This is a genomic window from Anabaena sp. CS-542/02 (assembly GCF_028331085.1).
GTDB lineage: Bacteria > Cyanobacteriota > Cyanobacteriia > Cyanobacteriales > Nostocaceae > Anabaenopsis > Anabaenopsis arnoldii.
In genome coordinates this window covers 20,755-41,115 of the sequence record NZ_JAQMTM010000167.1, presented here as the reverse complement: position 1 = coordinate 41,115, position 20,361 = coordinate 20,755, and the positions used below count along the sequence as shown (strand labels likewise).

Sequence of the window (20,361 nt, the reverse complement as noted above, 5' to 3'; positions counted from 1 at the left end):
GAATAGGGAATAGGGAATGGGGAATGGGGAATAGGGAATAGGGAATAGGGAATAGGGAACTTGGTGTGTACTTCATTAGCATGAAAAAAGCTTGAAAAGGTAAAATTTAAAACTGCTATGCTTCCAGTCATTTCCATCCGCAATCTCGATCACTACTTTGGAGAAGGTTCATTGCGTAAGCAAGTTTTATTTAATATTCATCTAGAGATTCGACGTGGTGAAATTATTATTTTGACTGGCCCCTCTGGTTCGGGTAAAACTACGCTCCTGACTTTAGTGGGTGGGTTGCGTTCTCCCCAGTTTGGTAGTTTGCAGGTGTTAAACAGGGAACTTTGCGGTGCTAGTGCGGCAGAATTAGTGCGATCGCGACAGCATAACGGTTATATTTTTCAAGGGCACAATCTGCACCGTAGTTTGACAGCACTGCAAAATGTCAGAATGGGTTTGGAACTGCACAAGCATATTGGACTTGGACAGATGCAAACCCGTTCGGCTCTGATGTTGGAGCAGGTAGGTTTAGGAAATCACCTTGATTATTATCCTGACCAATTATCGGGAGGACAGAAACAACGAGTAGCCATCGCCCGGGCTTTGGTCAGCCATCCCCCTCTAGTTTTAGCGGATGAACCGACTGCAGCTCTTGACAGTCAATCGGGTCGGGATGTGGTCAACCTGATGCACAAACTGGCCAAGGAACAGGCTTGTACAATCCTCATGGTGACCCACGACAATCGCATTCTGGATATTGCTGATCGTATTGTGCAGATGGAAGATGGTAAACTAGTTGATACCTCTGCTGTGAAGGTAAAAATTTAAATAGATTCGCGTAATTCCCCCCTGATTTCCTGAGTGTAAGCGAATATGTATCGGTTGTCCTATTTAAGTCTTAAAGGGTGGAAACCCAACCGCCACATCATCTTGATTGGCATCTTTACATCTGCTTTAGTTGTCATCTTAGCTTTACCTCTACTTGCTTTGCAAGTAGAACAGGTAACTCCCAGCAATCCTCATCTGGGTGATACTTTATCTGTGGTAATTAACGTCACTAATCCAGAGATTGTTAGTAATCCCACTGTATCCATAGGTAATAATTCTTATCCAGCTTTTCCCATCGACTCTGGTAAATATCGGGCTTTAATTCCTACAACTCCACTAGATAAAGCCGGCAGGATAACACTCAAGGTTACCGGGGATGCTCAAGAGCGAAACTTGGCAGTAAATTTGCGTCATCGCACCTTCCCTACACAACGGATTAATTTACCACCGGGGAGGGCGGGGGTCAAGGCCACAGAACATGAACTAGAGCGGGTAGCAGCTTTCAAAGCACTACAAACCCCTCAAAAGCATTGGAATGGCCCCATGGTGAAACCCAATGTCGGTAGGATTACTACCATTTATGGTGTCCGGCGTTACTATAATGGTAAATTTGCCCCAGATTACTACCATCGTGGGCTAGACTACGCTAGTCCTACGGGTTCACCAGTAGTGGCCCCGGCGGCTGGAACAGTTGCTTTGGTAGGTACGGTGTCGGCAGGGTTCCGAGTTCATGGCAACACCGTTGGGATTGACCATGGACAGGGAGTAACTAGTATTTTACTACACCTCAATAGTATTAAGGTTAAAGAGGGTGATTTTGTGACCGCAGGTCAAGTAGTTGGGACGGTTGGTTCTACCGGCGCTTCCACCGGTCCACATTTGCACTGGGGTTTATATGTCAACGGCAAATCTGTTGATCCTGTCCCTTGGCGATTTGGTGCTATTAATTAAGATAGGTAAAAAGTCAAGGCACCACGGAAACAAGGGTGCCGACTGTTAGTTTATTATATAATGAACGAACATCCTCATTACGCATTCTTAAGCAGCCATGAGAGATAGCAAGTCCCAATAAGTGTATATCTGGGGTGCCATGAAAACCAATTTCATTGCGTCCATCTGACCAAAAACCAATCCATCGGTCTCCCAAAGGACTATCGGCACCTGATGGAAATATTTGATCAGTGATGGGGTGCTGCCAAATCGGATATTTTTGCATATCCCTCACCCGGAAGGATCCTGTAGGGGTCTCCCAACCCTCCTTACCTATGGCAATGGGGTAACTGGCTATGACTTCACCTGTATGGTAAACATAGGTACGGCGATCGCTTAATTTCACTACTACTTCTATATCAGATGATTTGGGTGTAGATAAACCCTGAGAATTGGGGCTTTCTCCAGGAAACACTGATGGTATTTTCAGGAATGACTCATTATTTTGGGTGGTATTGCCGAGTGTATCTGATATCTCAGTCACCCCGCTATTCTCGACCACAGGCTGCTGAATGGATTTATTCCCCAGTGGAAATTTCCGCAATATCGCGTCATTTATATTACTTCCATAGGCAGGTTCCAGGCGGCTGTGAATTTTTGTTAGCCGCCAATGGACAGCCAGTGATAAAATGGCTGTGCCAAAACACAGAAACATAACTATACGCGCAGCAGATTCATTTCTTCTTACCATTGCTATCGCTTATTGTTTATCTTGAACATCTTCAGGGGACTAATTGGTTTTTGAGTATGTCCCAAATTATCCATAATTTATCAACACTTATCTGTTCTGTTTTGACATACTTATGTTTGTCAAGGTTTTGATAGCATTTTCCATGCTCGTGAGGTACAAGGTTTTTTAGTTTCAGGGAACAGGGAACAGGGAACAGGGAATAGGTAATAGGTAATAGGGAACAGGGAATAGGTAATAGGTAATAGGTAATAGGGAACAGGGAATAGGGAACAGGGAATAGGGAATAGGCAATTGATGTGTACTTCATTAGCCTGAAAAAGGCTATACTAGCATAAAAATATTTACTTGTAATTTATACTGCTATTCAGCAAACATCCCAAAAATTGTCCTAAAAAGTCAGGTTTTTCGTACATTTGACCATATTAACAGAACTAAGCTTCAATATATTTACACAAAGCCTCAAAATTTTGGCTGAAAACAGACCTTGACTTGATCTTGATCTGTTGATGTCCTAATGTGATCTAGTCCTAAGCTGAGTATTTTATATACAAAACTATACTTATGTTGACAAGCATTGACATAAGTGAGATACTGCCATGTACCAGTCAGAGATCCGTCACTGTTTCCTGGAACATTGCACCCATTAGCTTGTCTAATAGGTAGGGATGATTTAAAGTTCAGTACGATCTATGAGCCAATCGATTACTGTATCCTGGTCAACTGTGGATGCCAGATACCCGGAAGCATCGGTGCTTGACAAACTCTCTAATCACGATCTAATTTTACGCTGTCAAACTGGACTGCGTCCAGATCGGGCTGCATTTGCAGAGCTATTGAAGCGCTATCAAAGTCAAGTTGAGCGAACTTTATACCACCTGGCTCCAGATTGGACTGACAGGGCTGACTTAGCTCAAGAAGTGTGGATTCGAGTCTATCGAAATATTAGCCGATTACAAGACCCCGTGAAGTTTCGGGGCTGGTTAAGTCGGATTTCTACGAACTTGTTTTATGACGAGTTGCGTAAACGGAAGCGGGTAACTACTCCGTTGTCATTGGATGCACCCCGTACACTGGACGATGGCCAGATGGATTGGGAAATTCCTGGAGATACCCCAGGACCTGAGGAAGTCCTGACAACTAGGGAGTTTTACGAGCAACTGCGAGATGCGATCGCGGATTTACCAGAGGTATTTCGGACTACTATTATTCTCAGAGAAATCGAAGGGATGACCTATGAAGAAATTGCCGAAATCACCGGTGTTTCTTTGGGTACTGTTAAATCCAGAATCGCTAGAGCTAGATCCAGATTACAAACTCAGTTGCAAAATTATCTAAATGCTTAATTTACAAGACATCCTCTTAGTGGCTTGTCAATAAATGTGTTTCTCGGCTAATGGCAAAGTTTCAACAGTCCCCCTCACATGAGGCCTAATTTGATGAATTAATTCGGATTTTTCTCTGCTTTTGCCCGCATATGAATGGGTCATAATGCTACAATGAAAAGTAATTCTTCATTTGATGACCGTGACCTGCGGCTCAATCTTCAAGATGTGTCAGAAGGTACAGGTCACCCTACTAACGAATCAACGGGTGCTATGGATATGGTGGAGCGCGATCGCTTCGAGTTATTGAGTGCTTACCTCGATGGAGAGGTAACAGCCGCCGAAAGTAGGCAAGTGGAAGAATGGCTGGAAAACGATGCCTCTGTCCAATGCCTGTATACCCGGTTACTAAATCTCCGGCAAGGTCTGCGGAGTATACCAGTACCAGCAGTTCAGCAATCATCAGAAGTCACAGCCCACCAAGTGTTAAAGCGTGTGCAGCACCGGCGTTTGCGTCTAATTGTGGGGATGGGAGGAACTGCTGTGGCGGCTTGTGTACTCTCTGCTGTATCAACCTTGCTACCCGGTGGTAAACTGAACACACCACAACTGGCGCAAAAACTACCAGGAGGGTCTACACAAGACACTATGGAGTCTCTAGTTGCTATTTCCCCCCTGATGGTGGCGTTAAATAACCCAGTCATCGAAATTCCCAAAGCTGCAATGGCTTACCCAGAAAACTCTCTGAATTTCGAGCCGCCTCTGGGGGAAAAATAACCACAGATTAATTCATCCAACCGTGTTATCAACTATCATGGCTAAATGAGAGCCAAAATTGAAAATACAATCCTCCTGATTCACCACGATGATTTACCAGCCTTTAAAAAAGGTGGTTCTGTGGTGAGGAATTCTTACTTTTGGTCTTTACGTTCAATTGCGGGTCGAGCTTCCCGTGATCGTGACTGGGAGTATGAACCAGAAGTATGGTTAGCTCTGTCCCGAATGCTGTTATCTTTTGCTGAGTCTGGATATTTGGGTTACAAGGAAACTTTGTTAGAATTTCCCCTATCCCAAGGGGAAATTCCATCTGTATTAAAAGATACGGCTACTTGGGAGTGACTACCGTGGTCGGTACTAACAGGCTATCTTCTAGTTTCCCTATACCGAGAAAGCAGGTGTCTTGATTGTACACTCTGGCTATGCCGGCAAAGTCCCCATTTAGGGTTATTTTTTGCCCCTGACACCATTTGACAGCCGGGAGATTGGGTAATGTCACTGAGGGCAAATGTTCTAAAGGTACATCTGGGGAGATGGGTTGAAATGTCCCTGTTTGTAGTTGTGTTTCTAGGTCACTGAAACTGAGGCTATGTTGAAGGTTGAAACCGCTACTGGCGGTACGGAGTAAAGCGGCAAGAGTCCCACCAGTTCCTAGGATAGCGCCTAAGTCACGAGCAATGGCTCTAATATATGTACCACTACCACAGGCGATCGCTACATCCAATTCGGGAAAATCCCCCGATCGCCAATCTAAAATTTCTGTATGAAAAATTTCTACTGTCCGTTTAGGTACTTCCACGGTTTGACCTTGGCGCGCTAAGTCATAAAGGCGTTTACCATCAACTTGGATGGCGCTATAAATTGGCGGGATTTGCTCAATTTTACCTTGAAATTGTGCCATTTCTTTGGTAACTTCAGTCAGGGTCAACCCTGGACAAGGTTCACAGCTAATGATTTCACCCTGTAAATCATCTGTTGTGGTCTGCACACCTAAGCGGATGGTCGCTGTGTAGGCTTTATTTTCTGGGAGATATTGTAATAATCTGGTAGCCTTACCCAGGGCGATAGGTAAAACACCTGTCGCAGCAGGGTCTAATGTCCCCGCGTGTCCCACACGTTTGAGTCGCAGAAGTTTTCGCACCCGCGCTACGCAGTCGTGAGATGTCCAGTCATAGGGTTTATTTAAATTCAGAAACCCCTCTAGGGGCAAATTTGGTAAGCTCATGTATAATATAATTAATCTAATTGGCTTTACCTAGGGCGATCGCCACTGAACCAGTTACGACTAACAGTGCGCCTAATATCCCAATTACAGTTAGATGTTCTGTGGGCATCAGAGTAGGGTAAACTGTTGATACGGTGGCAACGGCAATTAAAGTAATAATCGGGGCGATAGCTAACACTGCACTAACTCTTGATGCTGGCCAATGTTGTAATGATTCCGCAAAAGCACCATAGGCGATGAGGGTGTTTAAACCACAAAACAGTAAAACTAATAATTGGGAACTACTCAAGGTGACAATTTTTCCGGGTTGAGCAAAGGGGGTGAATAATACAGCACATCCACCATATATAATCACCATGATTTGAGCAGAGGACAGGGAGTTTAATAGTTGTTTTTGGCATAGGGCGTAAATAGCCCATGCTGCTGCTCCTATAACTATTAAACCACTACCAAGAATATATCTTCCCTGGACTGTGATTAAAGTCAGTTGCTCATGGAAAAATATCATATATCCGCCGGTGAGGATACTCACCCCTAGCCATTGATGCACTGTATAACGCTCTCGGAAAATTACCAAACCACCTAAACTTAATAATAGTGGCGCTAATTGAATCAAAACCTCAGCGTTCCCAGCTGAGGTTAAGGCTAACCCTTGCATAAATAGCAGGTAGTTAAATCCTAAAAATAGGGTGGCGATCGCTAATAATATCCCTGAACTAGAGCGCAATTTTTGCCAATCGGGTAATTTACCCCCCAATGCTAACAATACAGCTAGGACTACAAAGGACAACAAAAAGCGGAACCATATAATAGTATAGACATCCAGAACTTGTAAACTTACAGTCAGGGCGATCGGTAGGATTCCCCATAACCAGACTGTTAATAACGATAATCCTAAACCTAAACGCCAACGACCGGAACTTTGATGCATAAATTAACTGCTGGGGAGTGTCAAGTTTGTAATATCTCTAACAACTGGGATTCAGTCAACTGAGAAATTCCTAAAGCTTCTGCTTTTGCTAACTTAGAACCCGCATCTTCACCCACAAGCAGATAATCAGTTTTTTTGCTGACTGAATTAGTTATCTTACCCCCGGCTGTTTGAATTAACTCTTTAGCCTCATCTCGTGTTAAAGTTGGTAATGTCCCGGTAATTACCAAGATTTTACCAGCTAATCGGGAATTAACCTGAGTCACTGTTTTTGTTTCTTCCCTGGTAGCTAGTTGTAGCCCTGCGGATTGCAATCGGGTAATTAACAATTGATTAGGATCAATGCGGAACCATTGATATACAGATTGGGCAATTTCCGCACCAATACCATAAATACCAGCAATCTCCGATTGTTTAGCTGTGGCTAACTTTTCTACGGTGGAGTACTTCTGAGTTAATAATTGGGCATTGACATTACCCACGTGACGGATACCTAAACCATATAATACCCTAGACCAGGGTTGATTTTTTGATTGGGCGATCGCCTTGATTAATTTCTCTGCCGATTTTTTCCCCATTCTTTCTAATGCACATACATCACTTTCTGTCAAGTCATATAAATCAGCGACAGAACCCACCAAACCCCTATCCACAAGTTGATAAACTAACTTTTCCCCCAGACCTTTAATATCCAAAGCATCCCGACTGACCCAATGTTCAATTTCCCCTTTGAGAATAGCGGGACAGGAAGCATTAACGCAGCGTGTCACCGCTTCACCCGACTCTCTGACCACCGGTTGACCACAAACTGGGCAATGGGTAGGCATAATAAAAGGTTGAGCATCCGCTGGACGCAGTTCTGGGAGTACCCGCACCACCTCCGGGATGATTTCCCCAGCTTTACGCACAATCACAGTATCCCCAATGCGGATATCTAACTGCATAATGCGATCGCTATTATGTAAAGTAGCACGGGAAACCGTAGTCCCCGCTAATTGTACAGGGCGCATTTCAGCCAAAGGCGTTAACGCCCCTGTGCGTCCCACATTCACAGAAATATTTTCTACCCTGGTTGGTGCTTCTTCTGCTGGATATTTTAAAGCAATAGCCCACCGGGGGAACTTTTGGGTAAACCCTAGGTGTTCTTGTAACTTAAAAGAATTTAACTTGACTACTACCCCATCAGTCATGTAAGGTAAAGATAGGCGTTCTGTATCCCAATATTGGTAATATGCTGCTACCTCAGCCATAGAACCACAGAGTTTGTGATTGGGATTCACAGGAAAACCCATAGTTGCCAATAACTCTAAAGCTTCCCATTGGGTATTAGCAATACTTGCATCATCCATCCCGGAAATGTGCAAGGTATAAGCAAAAAAATCTAACCGTCGCTGGGCGACAATGCGGGAGTCTAATTGTCTGAGTGTACCAGATGCAGCATTGCGGGGGTTAGCAAATAAACTCTCTCCTGATTTTTCCCTCTCGGCGTTAATTTGTTTAAATACCTCCAAAGGTAAAAACGCCTCCCCCCGGACTTCCACCCGGTTGAAACTTTTGGAACCAGCAAAATGTAACTTTAAGGGAATTGAACGAATTGTCCGCACGTTTTGCGTAATATCTTCACCCACCACCCCATCACCACGAGTTACACCCCTAACTAAAACCCCATTTTCATAGGTTAAAGCCAAAGCTGAACCATCAATTTTTAATTCTGTAACGTATTCTACCCCATCTATTATATTAGGTGCTTGTCGTCGCCAGCGTTTATCCCATCTTTGCAATTCCTCAAGATTAAAAGCATTCTCCAAACTGTAGAGGGGAATGTGATGACGTACAGAAGTAAAATGTGTTGCTGGTTTCTCACCTACGCGCTGGGTGGGACTATCTGGGGTCAGTAATTCAGGATAGTTAGTTTCTAGTTCATACAATTCTCGATATAGTTGGTCATAGATCGCATCCTCCATAATCGGCGCATCTAGGACATAATAAGCATAACTAGCTTGTTGCAACAACTGGCGTAGTTCTTCTATATGTTTTAGTTCCGAGTTAATCTCTGTCATGGGACTGTAGAAATATCCACTATATAGGATGATTAGGGTATTCTTCCAGGTGACTCGGTTGGCTCAGGTTTAATAGTCACTGTCAGCTACACATAGACCCTTACATTTTATCCCATTGGTGGCAGTCCGATGACAGTGAACACAGAGAACTTTTTCTTTAATGTTGTTTGTATCCGTGCTTGGCTGTAATTTATCTTCTTGGCTGGGTGATTTTACAGTCATAAACCATGAAATATTTTAGGACTGTTTACATTTTATCAATATTTGTGCTTCAGGATTTTTGTGTACCGTCAGCCCAGTGATTAGAATAAGATAGCCTAGCAATGCTTGAAGAAGGGGTATAATGAGTCAGTCAGCAATCATTACCGCATCGCCAGATGTGATGAGTGGTACGCCAGTATTCACAGGGACTCGCGTTCCTGTGCAAACCCTACTGGATTATTTAAAGGCGGGAGAGTCTATTGATGATTTTTTAGAGGGATTTCCCACAGTGAAGCGAGAACAGGTCAACCATTCTTTTCTTGTTGCTTTGTAGCCAGAAGATTCATCAAAATATTGGCAGCCTGAGAACAATCGTAAGGCGACCAGACCGGATATTCTTGATTTGCGACAAAGAAGTTTGCATCTTCTTCTTTTACCAGCGGCAATCTAGGTAACAATCAAGCACGGGGGTTGGTTTTATCCGGTCAAATTGCTAACTTTACACCCATACTACTGGCATTCGCTTGGACTCAATCCCCCAATGCACCTGTCATCCTTGGACACCTTAACTTTTTTGCAGAATTCACTGTGTGTTTTTATCGCCATGAATTAGCTTTTGAAATTTATCCCAAACCAAAAGTACAAATTTGATACTTGTTTGAATCTGGCATCAACAGCGATAACTGCACTCACACAAGTAATTGCTATTATCTTCTAAAAAACAATACCATCTTGTACAGCGAACTGCTTACAGCAGCGCTTCGCGAACTGCTTGCAGCAGCGCTTCGCTATCGCACTGTGTCTTAATGCTATCGCTTCGGTGTTTCCTGTCTTATAAATCTAACTCCGTTTGACTTACCTTAACTTCCTTCTGCTTCTCAGCAGTTCTCAGCACTTCATAACTTAACCGGATATTTAATCTTTGTTTTTTCTCTAGAATATCCGCCACAGTTACAATCTGGATTTTATCACAACTATGGCTCATGTATTTATTTTGGTAAAATCCCGCCTCTTTTGCAGTCTTGAGCATGGGACTAGTGGGAGGTTCCAGGGTAATAAATATGGCAATACTAGCATTTTGTAGGGTCATTGTTCCCAGTAAATCTCGGATATCTCCTGATTTGACATTCCCTGATTTGACTTGAAGAATCATTGTCTCACGTTTATCATTACCTTGGAAATAAACGATCCCATCTACACCTTTATCAGCACCTTTTTTATTGTTAATTACTGCTCTGTTGTTAGTGTAAGTTAAAATTGCCCATTTCTCAAATTCTTTACGGGTGCGATCGTCTGTTTTATTAGCTAATGCGATCGCGCTTTCTATATCTTTAGGTATACCATGGAGATTTATGGTTTCTAATACTCCCTTCCCAAAACTATCTTCTAATCTTTTTAAGATTAAGCTAATACTTTGATAGGTAATATCAATCCCTATCCATTGGCGTTCTAGTCTTTGGCTGACTGCTATTGTTGTCCCACATCCACAATAGGCATCTAGTATGATATCATTCTCGTTAGAACTCGCTTTGATGATTCTCTCTAGTAGTGCTTCTGGTTTTTGCGTAGGATAACCTAAACGTTCATTTCTTGGGATTTGTCCACCTGACTTTATATCTGTCCACCAAGAAGGGGGTATTTTACCTTTTGAAAAGCTACTTAAATCATTCTCATCTCTACCTAATGACCTATCTGCATAAATACCCGATTTTCCCTCTGAGTATTTTCTTCTCTTAATAAACTCCTCACTGTAAGGTATCCTAATAGAGTCATCGTTAAATATGAAATTGTGGCTTTTTGTGTAGCGAAAAATAACGTCATGTTTTCTAGGAAAGTCTTTTCTTGCAGCACTTGGAGCAATATAACCCCAAATAATTTCATTTCTAAAATCCCCACCCTGAGAACAAAAAACAGCATCTAATACTAACTTTAAATAATGACTCGCATTAGGATCGCAGTGTAGGTAAAAGCTCCCGGTAGGTTTTAAAACTCGGTGAATCTCCGTGATTCTTAAACTCATACTCACTAAATAAGCAAGCAAACTACCCTTCCCTAAAACATTTTCTAACCCGATAATTAAATCAATACATTGCTGAGTAAATAAACCATGGTAATTAGTAATAATTTCGTCTATTCCATGTATGGCGTGGTCGTCCCATTCCCATGTATCTATAAATGCTTGAGCTTGGGCTTTATCTTCTGAGCCTATATTATTATAAATTTGATTATAATTGCGTTTAGAATTAAAAGGCGGGTCAATATAACACAAATCAACAGACTCATCTTTTATATAACGTCTTAAAACCTCTAAATTATCCCCATAATAAAGTTGATTAACCATGATGTTTCTCCAATTATCCTGCTTGGTTTAACCCTGATTAACCCTTTTTATACTTAAATCGTTTTTTGCTGTAGTAGAAAATACCTGATATTATCTGATGTTATATTAAAAAATATTAACTAAATACCTGAAAAAACCTGATTATCTCCTGGGGAATTAAGTTATAATTCCTACAGGTGCTACTGAATCTAGGTTTTATGAATGTTACAGAAATTTTACAATTTGTAGATAATTTAGTCTTTACTGAAACAGAGCAGCATTTAGATGATTTACAAAAAAAGATTATTGAAGAAGTGTTTAAAGGTAGAACTTATAAGCAAATTGCAGAAACCTATGATTATGATGAGGGTTATATTGGTGATGAAAGTCGCAAGTTATTTAAAATCTTATCTCAACACTTGGGGGAAAATATTAATAAGTCTAATTTCTGTTGGACTTTAGAACGAGTTAGAGATTTTTCTAAAATTCTTAATTATGGAAATAATAATATTACTTGGTATTCTAATTATGAAAAACCCCATCATCCCCAAAATCAACCACCGAATCAACCTGATAACACTGAAAAATCTATAAAAACTTATTATGATTTAAAGCTAGCGCCAAAAGTTACCCAGTTCTACGGAAGAGAACAAGAGCTAGAATTATTACAAGACTGGATATTAAATGATCATATTCCCTTAATAGCCATATTGGGACAAAGGGGAATTGGGAAAACTACCTTAGTTAAAAGGTTTATTGATATCAACTTACAGAAATTTGAACTAATTATCTGGAGAAATCTTAAAATATATCCATCTTCCGTCAATGAGTTATCACATCAAGTCATTACAGAATATTCGGGAACTATCACACCTAATTTACCAGAGAAATCTCTCATCTACCAATTTTCCCAGTTATGTCGCGAGCAAAAGTGCTTAATTGTCTTTGATGATGTCCAAACCCTATTTAGTTCCGGGGAATTTGCAGGAAAATATCAACCTCAATATCAAGATTATCAAGGGTTATTTCAGATGTTCACAGAATTTGAACATCAAAGCACTATAATTCTAATTAGTCAAGAACAACCTCCAGATATTCGTTGTAGAAATCAGGAATTATTCCCCGGTTCATCTGTAAGTAAATGTTGGGAATTGTCGGGTTTATATAATATAGACTTTCTCCAAAGTATGGGTTTAACATCCCATTCGGAACAGGAATTACTACAACTAATCAAACTCTATAAGGGTAATTTTATTTATCTGGGCGATATTGCTGGTTTAATCAGCAATTTATTTGCTGGTAGTGTGAGGGAGTTTTTAGGGGAAAATAACCTAGTAATTACTCAAGATATGAATATTTATTTAACTGAGTTATTCCAAAGATTATCACCTATAGAACAGAAAATAGTTTTAGGAATGAGTAAATCTCAACAACCTGTATCTAGGGAATATTTACGGAAAAATTTATCACTGTCATCTACAGAGTTAATCAATGGCTTACAATCATTATCTCAGCGTTATCTGATTAAAAACATAGCAGCGGATACAGCCATGTTTAGTTTAGATTCAGTGTTACTCGGTTATTTACAGCAATTTTTAAGTAAGACCATGCTGTAATATACAGCGCATTTTATCTCAGTGGGTACGGTAGGGCGGGCAAGATGCCCACCCCACAAGATTTATGATATTAAGGTGTGTACTTTATTTACTTGAAAAGTGCTGTATCTTATATTTATCTCAGATGCCCGGAATTTCTCAAAAAAATTTCGGGATCTGAATACCCCACCCTAGAGCGATCTGCTTACAGCAGCGATCGCGCTATCGCACTGTGTCTTAGAAGATGTTTGGAAAGTATTAAACGGGTAATTTTTATCTTAGGGAACACCGAAGAAAAACAATAAAATCCAGTCCCCTCCCCTTACAAGGGGAGGGTTAGGGTGGGGTCAAATATTAGATCCCCGGAATTTCTCAAAGAAACTCCGGGATCTGAACACCCCACTAAGGAAAATTACCTAAACTGCGCCACTGTTTTTATTAAATAAAATGGCGATGGTTTTGAAAATTAAGTTAAAATCATATATTAAGCTCCAATTTTTTTGATACTGCAAATCTAGGCGAATCACATCCTCAAAACTGCGTACCTTAGACCGTCCATTAACTTGCCATTCTCCCGTCATACCGGGTCGGACATCCAAACGCTGCCATTCTGGCACTTCGTAGCGTTCTACTTCGTCGGGGGTGGGTGGTCTAGTACCTACTAAGCTCATATCTCCCCGGAGGACATTCCAAAATTGCGGTAGTTCATCTAGGCTGGTACGCCGTAAGAACTTACCTACTTTTGTGATTCTCGGGTCGTTATCGTTCTTAAAAAATGCTCCCTCAACTTCGTTCTTAACTTGGGATTTTTTCGCCTCCGCATCTACACACATGGAGCGAAATTTCCAAATTTTAAACCGTTTCCCCATCCAACCGCAGCGGACTTGACTAAAGAAAATGGGGCCGGGGTCATCCAGTTTAATCGCTAGGACTATGGGTATAAATAAAATTCCTGTAATTACTAAACCCACTGTTGCGCCGATAATATCTATAAATCTTTTCATCCAAGATGCTATTGAGGGATGAGTCTGTGGTAATTGTTCCAGGCGCTGGTTAGGTGTGAGGTTTTCAGCTTCTGTAATTTCCCTGCTAGACTCTATGGGAAAGACTTGATCTAGCCCTGTGAGGTTGAGTACCGCCATTACCTGGGGGGTAATATTCCGCAAGGTTAAACTAATCCCTTTTACCTGGGTCTGTTTGAAGTTACTGACTAAGGCTCCCAAGCCACTACTATCCATAAAAGTAGTTTGCTCAAAATCAATAATAATTTCCTTGGGAGGGGTGTTTCCTTGAATTAAATCCTCGCAGGTCTGCTTAAAGCTAACCGCCTCAAGTACGCTTAACCGGGCTGGTATCTGCACTATTACAGTTTCCTGGAAGGACGTTACTAAAAAGTCTTCCTGTGTGAGTTGGCTGGTCATGAGGCTCCGCACTTTCGTTTCTATCTAAATGTCGGCCGGGGAAAATTGTTTTGTCCTAGCAGGTTACCTAACTTTGTCTGATGTCTGTTGACTCAAGGATTCAGAAGTTAGTTGATGAAGATTAGAGCCGATATTGCCCGCGACGATTCACAATAGAACAAGAAGTAAAGAAAACATACCCGCTTTTGTGCCGACGCAGCGCGATCGCGTTACTCATATCCCATGACTGCTAAAACTACGGTAAAATCTACAGCACGCCTGATGGAGGTCTTTTCTGCTATTCAAGGGGAAGGATTTCATGTTGGGACCCGTCAACTTTTTATTCGCTTTGCTTTATGTGACTTGCGCTGTCACTTCTGCGATAGCGTTCATACTTGGAATGCACCGGCTACTTGTCGCATAGAGCGATCGCCTGGATTGCGCGACTTTGAATTTCACTCTAACCCTGTCCCTCTCACCAGTTTAATGGCATGGGTGGAACGGCAAAATTTACCTTTTCTCCACGATAGCATTAGCCTCACTGGCGGCGAACCCCTGCTTCATGCAGCCTTTTTAAAGGAATTTTTGCCCCCGGTGCGATCTCTTACCCAATTGCCTATATATTTGGAGTCTGGAGGACATCGCCCCGAACAGCTGGCTATGATTTTGCCCTATCTGGACTCTGTGGGTATGGATTTAAAACTGCCTAGTGTCAGCGGTGAAACCTATTGGCTAGAACATACAAACTTTTTACAATTATGCTTTGATGCACAAGTTGAGGTTTTTGTCAAGATAATTATTTCTGAGAATACAGACCCGGCGGAGTTGCAACGTTCCGCGGATTTGGTGGCGGGTGTCAGTCCAGATATTCCCATATTTTTACAACCGGTGACACCTTTGGGGGGTGTCTTAGCACCTACTCCCCAACAGGTTTTATTATGGCAGGCTATGATTAAACCTTTGGTACCCCAGGTTAGGGTTGTACCTCAAACCCACAAGATGTTAAATCAATTGTAAGTTACACGTCTATTTTTTGGTAATTTTCCGGGGGACTTTGCCGCCCCCTGTTTTTACGGTCAGCCTTCGTCGCCGCTTCTAGATTTGGCTTTGACTTTATTTGCACTGCGTTTGAGGGCAGATAGTCGGGTTTCGTAGCGAGACCTTTGGCGTTTACTAGGCGTTGTGTCAATCATGGTTTTTAAGGCGCTACCTAGGCTCTTGTAGGCGTTAGGTAAGCTATAACCAAAACGGGTCGCTAGGGCGATCGCTTTCTCGTCCGCAGCAATTAATTCTCTGATTTGCTTTTCGCCATTATTTTTTTGATATAATCGCCAGCCGGAAACTCCACACAGGGCTAAGGCTAATACTAGCAATAATCCATCCTGTACCCACAATTCACCCACAGCACCGCCTAACCCAATGGCTAATGCTGCCATTTCCCACCCATCTTTGGGAATTGTATCATTTTGAATCCGCGCTACTTCGTGCCAAAACAACAGATTGCGCTGATCCATTGCTAGAGCGTCCCATTTTACCAAGTCAATTTGAATCTCTACTTGGTCTTTACTAATTTCTTCACAGCGGATCAGGGGTGGGTTAACTTCGGTTGTTCCTTCAACGGTGACCCAGCTTTGTAATTCCGGTGGTAGTAACCCTTTTAAGCGCCGCAGTTCGCCCATTTCTGCTCTAGCAAAGGAGGTTGCGTAGGATGTCATAAAGTCCAGCCCTAGAAAAATTAAGTATACTTTGGAGTATAGCTATTTCAGTGATGATTGGCCTGCTGCTATATAAAACCTAGACAAAGCTAGACTTTACTTTCTACTTCAACGGGAGCATGGGAGCGGTTATCCCTTAGTAGACTTGCACGCCTTAGCCAGACGCGGTATTTCTCTTAAGATTTACAAGAAAGACTACCGCTATCATTGCTTGGTTTTCGCGTTGGCAATAGTCTTAATTCAATACTTGATATCGTATTATATATCAAGTGGGCGATTTTCTTAACTCACTTATGTCAATGCTTGTAAACATAAGTATAGTTTTATCTATAAAATAGTCAGCTTAGGACTAGCTCTGTTAATGTGCATTTTAAACCAGAAACCCCGTTTTTTTGTTAGGATGCAAAAAAACCAGCACATCATACTTGCCAGGCAGTTTGTTGGCAAGTAGGTCGGTGATTGGGTAGAATTGTAACACAATGGACAAAACACCTGAGGTTTAATGTCTGATTATTTCCAAGGAAATTTACCATTACAGTCCGTTTCCCAGATCAAAAGTGCAATCCGGGGAGTTAAGGCTGAAACCAAAGAGGTGAGTGAAGATTTGGCGGCGACCATCGCCGCTGCAGCTGAGGAACGTAAGGCGGGTGATATCTTAGTTCTCAGGGTGGCAGATGTCTCTTATCTGGCTGATTACTTTGTGATCATGACCGGTTATTCTCGGGTACAGGTCAGGGCGATCGCCAATGCTATTGAGGCTCAGGTAAAAGCTGATTGGCAAAGGCTACCTCTCCACAGTGAGGGTAAGGTTGATGGTAGTTGGGTGCTGCTCGATTACGGTGAAGTGATTGTTCATGTCATGATGCCTACAGAGAGGGAATTTTATAATTTAGAAGCATTCTGGGGTCACGCAGAACACGTTTCTCTGACAAGTTCTGAACAGGGTGGGGGTTAGCTAACATGATTAGGCCTTCGGTTTCTTATTGTCCAGTTCCTACCGAGCAACAACCGCTCAATGAATACGAACAGTTAAAAACATCTTGGCTATTTTGTGATTGTATCTTGAATAGGCGCGATTATATCACAAGGCTGGTGGGAATTTGGAGTTTGTCTTGGTTGGTGGCAGGTCCAGTATCCGCCGCTAGTTTCCCCCCACATAAACATCTGGCCCATTTTCTCCTCTGTGGTTCCGCAGCTGCTAGTGTGGGGGTGATTCTGGTCCTGGCTCGGTTGTTCTTGGGCTGGCTTTATATTCGCGATCGCCTCTATAATCCCACTGTGTTTTATGAAGAGTCGGGGTGGTATGATGGCCAAACTTGGACTAAGCCCCAAGAGGTAATTATGCGCGATCGCTTAATTGTCTCCTACGAAATTAAGCCTATTCTCCAGCGGTTAACATTTACTGCCGCTGTCTTGGCGGGAATGTTTGCTATTGGTACTATAGTTTGGCAATTCTCATAAATCCTCATCTGGTCATTGGTAAGTTACCAATGACTCAGAATTAAATCATCTAAATCATCACACAAGGTAATAAATTTTCACCCATGACAATGGGAAAACGCACTCAAGCTATACCTCTGGAAGTCCGTCTCCTACGGGAAGGAATTGTCGAATCTCGCCATATAGTCCAGGCTGTTGTCTGCGATGAACGGGGACGGGTGCTGTCTGTGGCTGGTAACTCCGAAACTACCGCCTTTGTCCGCTCCGCACTCAAACCTTTTCAAGCACTGGCAGTTACTACTACAGGCACCCTAGAACGCTATAATCTCAGCGATCGGGATTTAGCTATAATTACCAGTTCCCACAAGGGAACCATCCAACAGGTCAGACAAGTCTTTAATGTTCTCTGGCGCGCTGACCTTGACCCCCAGTCTCTCCAATGTCCCCAACCTGAAGGTAAAAATAGCCCCCTAGAATATAACTGCTCTGGTAAACACGCCGGGATGTTAGCTGTTTGTCAACAACGCCATTGGCCTTTACACAACTACTTAGAACGTAAGCACCCTGTACAGCAGTTAATTTTAACCAAAGTCGCCGAACTGCTACGTATGCCCGCCGAGGAGTTCCTCAGCGCCCATGATGACTGCGGCGCTCCCACCTATTTAATGCAAATCAGTCAAATGGCCTCCTTATATGCTCTGTTGGCTTCTAGTAGCAATGTCGATATGGAGCGCATTGTCCGGGCTATGACTCATCACCCCGCCATGGTAGCCGGTGTAGGGGAATTTGACACCGAACTCATGCGTTTAGCCCCCGGCGAACTCATCAGTAAGTCCGGAGCCGAAGGAGTGCAATGTATTGGTAGGCTGGGGGAAGGTATGGGACTAACTATTAAGGTCATGGATGGGGCAAAACGCGCTAAATATGCCGTGGCTATTCACCTACTGCAACAAATGGGTTGGATTAGTCCCAGCGCCGCCCAAAGTCTGAGTGAGCAGTTTATGATTTTGGGTAAATACAAGCGTTTGGAAGTCATTGGAGAATTATCATTTTTATAGTTGACAAACTTCTGGCTTTATAGTTATACTTTAGAAGTCAAGAAGCGACGCGGGATAGAGCAGCCTGGTAGCTCGTCGGGCTCATAACCCGAAGGTCAGTGGTTCAAATCCACTTCCCGCCACCACATCAAATATAAGTAAGATATGACTCAGACCATGTTAACCTTGTGTTAACATGGTACTGTTTTTTTCTATTTTTTTGGGTGTAATTTCCCCATACCCCCTTTACCGCCCCTTGGGTTGAGGAACCTCCAAAGCAACGTTAAACTTAAAAGTCTGCTGGTTCCGTTCCCGTTCCGTGTCTAGGGAGCCACTTAACTGATAGGTACCGGGTTTGAGAGCTGCAAGGGCGGGATTGTTTTCGATGTAAATATCTCTTTCCGAACTAGCAACGATAGAAGAGGGTGTTTCCTTACCTTCTATGGGTTGTTGTCCCTGACCGGACAAACTCCAATTTATCCAAGATCGGGTAGAACCTAAGCCAGTATTTTTCACCTTGATCGCCACCCGTTTTTGATCAGGTTGGTACTTAGCACCAACAACAGTTAAACTGGGTGCCACATTGCCAATTCTGGCATAGATAGGCATACCAATTCTACTACTAATAGCCGCTTGGGCGATCGCATCTGGGCTAGTTAATGCCACCTCCCGTAGGTCTTGGACATAGAGAACCGCCCGTAATTCCTTATTTTGAATCTCCCGGGGAACCTTAGCTACTAAGCGCACATTCCTTTCTGTTTTGGGTTGCAGTTGCACTTCCCTAGGGGAAAAAACCAGATAGGGTGTCAAGTCCATATCACTGCTACTGAGGGATTGCAACCCATTAGAAGTATAAGTAAACGGTTCAGTATAGATGCGCGCCCGGTAGGCTTTATCAGTACGATTACGAACAGTGATTAATTGTTGTCCTTGCCCATTTTGCATATCCATCACTACCATTAAGGGAGACAGACTGACTTGAGCTTGGGTAGGTAGGGAAAATAAAACAATTAGTAAAGCACAACCCAAACTCAGAGCTAACAAACTCAGCTTTTGAAACTTCCGTAACATAATAATTATGGTCAGAATGTTGACGGTTGACGGTTGACGGTTGACGGTTGACGGTTGACGGTTGACGGTCCCAAAGTAACTATGTTACCTCACCGGGGAACAACACTTAAAGTCGTGGAAAATGCATATTGACCAGCGGGGATACGCTCAATATTAGAAATAATCTCAAAGCCGAAGGCAAATGTGGCGTTTGACGCGTCGTAGACAGAACCTAATCCTAAAATATTTACAGCGTCGCTGGTTCTAATTCGTTCATCCCCGGAAACAGCGATGATGGGGAGAGCACCCTCAAAACTATCAGCTAAAGTTGTGAAACTACTGTTAACACCAGTAGCAGGAACACGCTCTGCAGCAGCATACATCCGAGTTGTAGCTACCAGAATCGGTAATCGTTCCCCACCGCTAACTTGCTGGGGAGAAGTAATAGTAGCCAGGGTACTGCTACCAGCAAGGTTACAGGACAAACCCACAAAGGCTAACTCCCCCACGCCATCGGGAGCAGATTGGACTCTGGGAAGGCTGAAACCATCACTATTACCATCACCATCAATTTTTTCTCCTAGTCTCCCCACGGTTTGACCGAGAATGTCGCAGGCGGGGATAATATCAGCCAGGGCTTGAATTTCGATTTCGTTACCAGCGTAGCTAGGACTTACCCACAGCAGACTGGTGGAAACAACCACCATCCCCGGTATAGCCCAGATTTTCCGCAATAAAGTTTGATTCCACATAGTGCTTACCTCAATATCCTTTAACTATCATCCCATGGG

Annotated in this window: 21 protein-coding genes and 1 tRNA gene; 13 read left to right on the top strand and 9 right to left on the bottom strand. The window is 42.8% G+C overall.

Annotated features, from left to right (window positions below):
• Positions 1–117: 117 nt before the first annotated feature.
• A complete protein-coding gene (locus PN447_RS17440; protein WP_271764273.1) occupies positions 118–816 on the top strand; it encodes a DevA family ABC transporter ATP-binding protein in 699 nt (232 codons plus the stop codon).
• A gap of 45 nt (positions 817–861) precedes the next feature.
• Positions 862–1,767: a M23 family metallopeptidase gene (locus PN447_RS17435; RefSeq protein WP_271764272.1), complete on the top strand. Its 906-nt coding sequence runs from the start codon at positions 862–864 to the stop codon at positions 1,765–1,767.
• A 13-nt stretch (positions 1,768–1,780) separates the two neighbouring features.
• Here the strand turns inward: PN447_RS17435 and PN447_RS17430 are convergent, their stop codons facing one another.
• Entirely contained in the window at positions 1,781–2,503 is a 723-nt protein-coding gene (locus PN447_RS17430) for a L,D-transpeptidase (protein ID WP_271764283.1), read from the bottom strand.
• A 683-nt stretch (positions 2,504–3,186) separates the two neighbouring features.
• Here PN447_RS17430 and PN447_RS17425 point away from each other — a divergent pair.
• From PN447_RS17425 to PN447_RS17415, 3 genes are all read left to right on the top strand, one after another.
• The gene (locus PN447_RS17425) at positions 3,187–3,840 is read left to right on the top strand and encodes a sigma-70 family RNA polymerase sigma factor (protein WP_271764271.1); all 654 of its coding nucleotides are present in this window, start codon (positions 3,187–3,189) and stop codon (positions 3,838–3,840) included.
• Between the two features lie 153 nt (positions 3,841–3,993).
• A complete protein-coding gene (locus PN447_RS17420; RefSeq protein ID WP_271764270.1) occupies positions 3,994–4,596 on the top strand; it encodes an anti-sigma factor family protein in 603 nt (200 codons plus the stop codon).
• 45 nt (positions 4,597–4,641) lie between these two features.
• Complete coding sequence (locus PN447_RS17415) at positions 4,642–4,938, top strand: hypothetical protein (protein ID WP_271764269.1); 297 nt, start codon at positions 4,642–4,644, stop codon at positions 4,936–4,938.
• Here PN447_RS17415 and truB read toward each other — a convergent pair.
• The 3 genes from truB to ligA are packed head-to-tail and all read right to left on the bottom strand — an operon-like array spanning position 4,925 to position 8,812.
• Positions 4,925–5,821 (bottom strand): tRNA pseudouridine(55) synthase TruB, encoded by an 897-nt coding sequence (truB, locus tag PN447_RS17410; protein ID WP_271764268.1) that lies wholly within the window; start codon positions 5,819–5,821, stop codon positions 4,925–4,927. The genes PN447_RS17415 and truB overlap by 14 nt on opposite strands.
• A gap of 16 nt (positions 5,822–5,837) precedes the next feature.
• Positions 5,838–6,752 carry a DMT family transporter gene (locus tag PN447_RS17405; RefSeq protein WP_271764267.1) on the bottom strand — a complete coding sequence of 305 codons (915 nt, stop codon included), beginning with the start codon at positions 6,750–6,752 and terminating at the stop codon, positions 5,838–5,840.
• Between the two features lie 20 nt (positions 6,753–6,772).
• The gene (gene ligA, locus PN447_RS17400) at positions 6,773–8,812 is read right to left on the bottom strand and encodes an NAD-dependent DNA ligase LigA (protein WP_271764266.1); all 2,040 of its coding nucleotides are present in this window, start codon (positions 8,810–8,812) and stop codon (positions 6,773–6,775) included.
• A gap of 343 nt (positions 8,813–9,155) precedes the next feature.
• Between ligA and PN447_RS17395 the strand changes: the two genes are divergently transcribed.
• A complete protein-coding gene (locus PN447_RS17395; protein ID WP_442867113.1) occupies positions 9,156–9,347 on the top strand; it encodes a DUF433 domain-containing protein in 192 nt (63 codons plus the stop codon).
• A gap of 498 nt (positions 9,348–9,845) precedes the next feature.
• Here the strand turns inward: PN447_RS17395 and PN447_RS17390 are convergent, their stop codons facing one another.
• Entirely contained in the window at positions 9,846–11,354 is a 1,509-nt protein-coding gene (locus PN447_RS17390) for a DNA methyltransferase (protein ID WP_271764265.1), read from the bottom strand.
• Between the two features lie 197 nt (positions 11,355–11,551).
• Between PN447_RS17390 and PN447_RS17385 the strand changes: the two genes are divergently transcribed.
• Both PN447_RS17385 and PN447_RS17380 read left to right on the top strand, forming a co-directional pair.
• Positions 11,552–12,949, top strand: coding sequence for an AAA family ATPase (locus PN447_RS17385; protein ID WP_271764264.1), 1,398 nt, complete (start codon positions 11,552–11,554; stop codon positions 12,947–12,949).
• Between the two features lie 77 nt (positions 12,950–13,026).
• Entirely contained in the window at positions 13,027–13,233 is a 207-nt protein-coding gene (locus PN447_RS17380; protein ID WP_271764263.1) for a hypothetical protein, read from the top strand.
• Between the two features lie 111 nt (positions 13,234–13,344).
• Here PN447_RS17380 and PN447_RS17375 read toward each other — a convergent pair whose 3' ends face one another.
• Positions 13,345–14,349 (bottom strand): anti-sigma factor antagonist, encoded by a 1,005-nt coding sequence (locus PN447_RS17375; RefSeq protein WP_271764262.1) that lies wholly within the window; start codon positions 14,347–14,349, stop codon positions 13,345–13,347.
• A gap of 222 nt (positions 14,350–14,571) precedes the next feature.
• Between PN447_RS17375 and PN447_RS17370 the strand changes: the two genes are divergently transcribed.
• Positions 14,572–15,345 carry a 7-carboxy-7-deazaguanine synthase QueE gene (locus PN447_RS17370; RefSeq protein WP_271764261.1) on the top strand — a complete coding sequence of 258 codons (774 nt, stop codon included), beginning with the start codon at positions 14,572–14,574 and terminating at the stop codon, positions 15,343–15,345.
• A gap of 59 nt (positions 15,346–15,404) precedes the next feature.
• Here PN447_RS17370 and PN447_RS17365 read toward each other — a convergent pair whose 3' ends face one another.
• A complete protein-coding gene (locus tag PN447_RS17365; protein ID WP_271764260.1) occupies positions 15,405–16,043 on the bottom strand; it encodes a DUF3318 domain-containing protein in 639 nt (212 codons plus the stop codon).
• 502 nt (positions 16,044–16,545) lie between these two features.
• On the opposite strand from PN447_RS17365, the gene rsfS reads away from it, so the two are divergent.
• The 4 genes from rsfS to PN447_RS17345 all read left to right on the top strand — a co-directional run bounded on the left by rsfS (position 16,546) and on the right by PN447_RS17345 (position 18,666).
• Positions 16,546–16,998, top strand: coding sequence for a ribosome silencing factor (gene rsfS / locus PN447_RS17360; RefSeq protein ID WP_271764259.1), 453 nt, complete (start codon positions 16,546–16,548; stop codon positions 16,996–16,998).
• A gap of 5 nt (positions 16,999–17,003) precedes the next feature.
• The gene (locus PN447_RS17355; protein ID WP_271764258.1) at positions 17,004–17,504 is read left to right on the top strand and encodes a CGLD27 family protein; all 501 of its coding nucleotides are present in this window, start codon (positions 17,004–17,006) and stop codon (positions 17,502–17,504) included.
• Between the two features lie 83 nt (positions 17,505–17,587).
• Positions 17,588–18,541, top strand: a complete 954-nt coding sequence (locus PN447_RS17350) for an asparaginase (RefSeq protein ID WP_271764257.1) — start codon at positions 17,588–17,590, stop codon at positions 18,539–18,541.
• A 48-nt stretch (positions 18,542–18,589) separates the two neighbouring features.
• Positions 18,590–18,666 (top strand) — tRNA-Met (locus PN447_RS17345).
• A 100-nt stretch (positions 18,667–18,766) separates the two neighbouring features.
• Here PN447_RS17345 and PN447_RS17340 read toward each other — a convergent pair.
• Complete coding sequence (locus tag PN447_RS17340; RefSeq protein ID WP_271764256.1) at positions 18,767–19,591, bottom strand: fimbrial biogenesis chaperone; 825 nt, start codon at positions 19,589–19,591, stop codon at positions 18,767–18,769.
• A gap of 89 nt (positions 19,592–19,680) precedes the next feature.
• Positions 19,681–20,322: a hypothetical protein gene (locus tag PN447_RS17335; protein WP_271764255.1), complete on the bottom strand. Its 642-nt coding sequence runs from the start codon at positions 20,320–20,322 to the stop codon at positions 19,681–19,683.
• Positions 20,323–20,361: the final 39 nt, after the last annotated feature.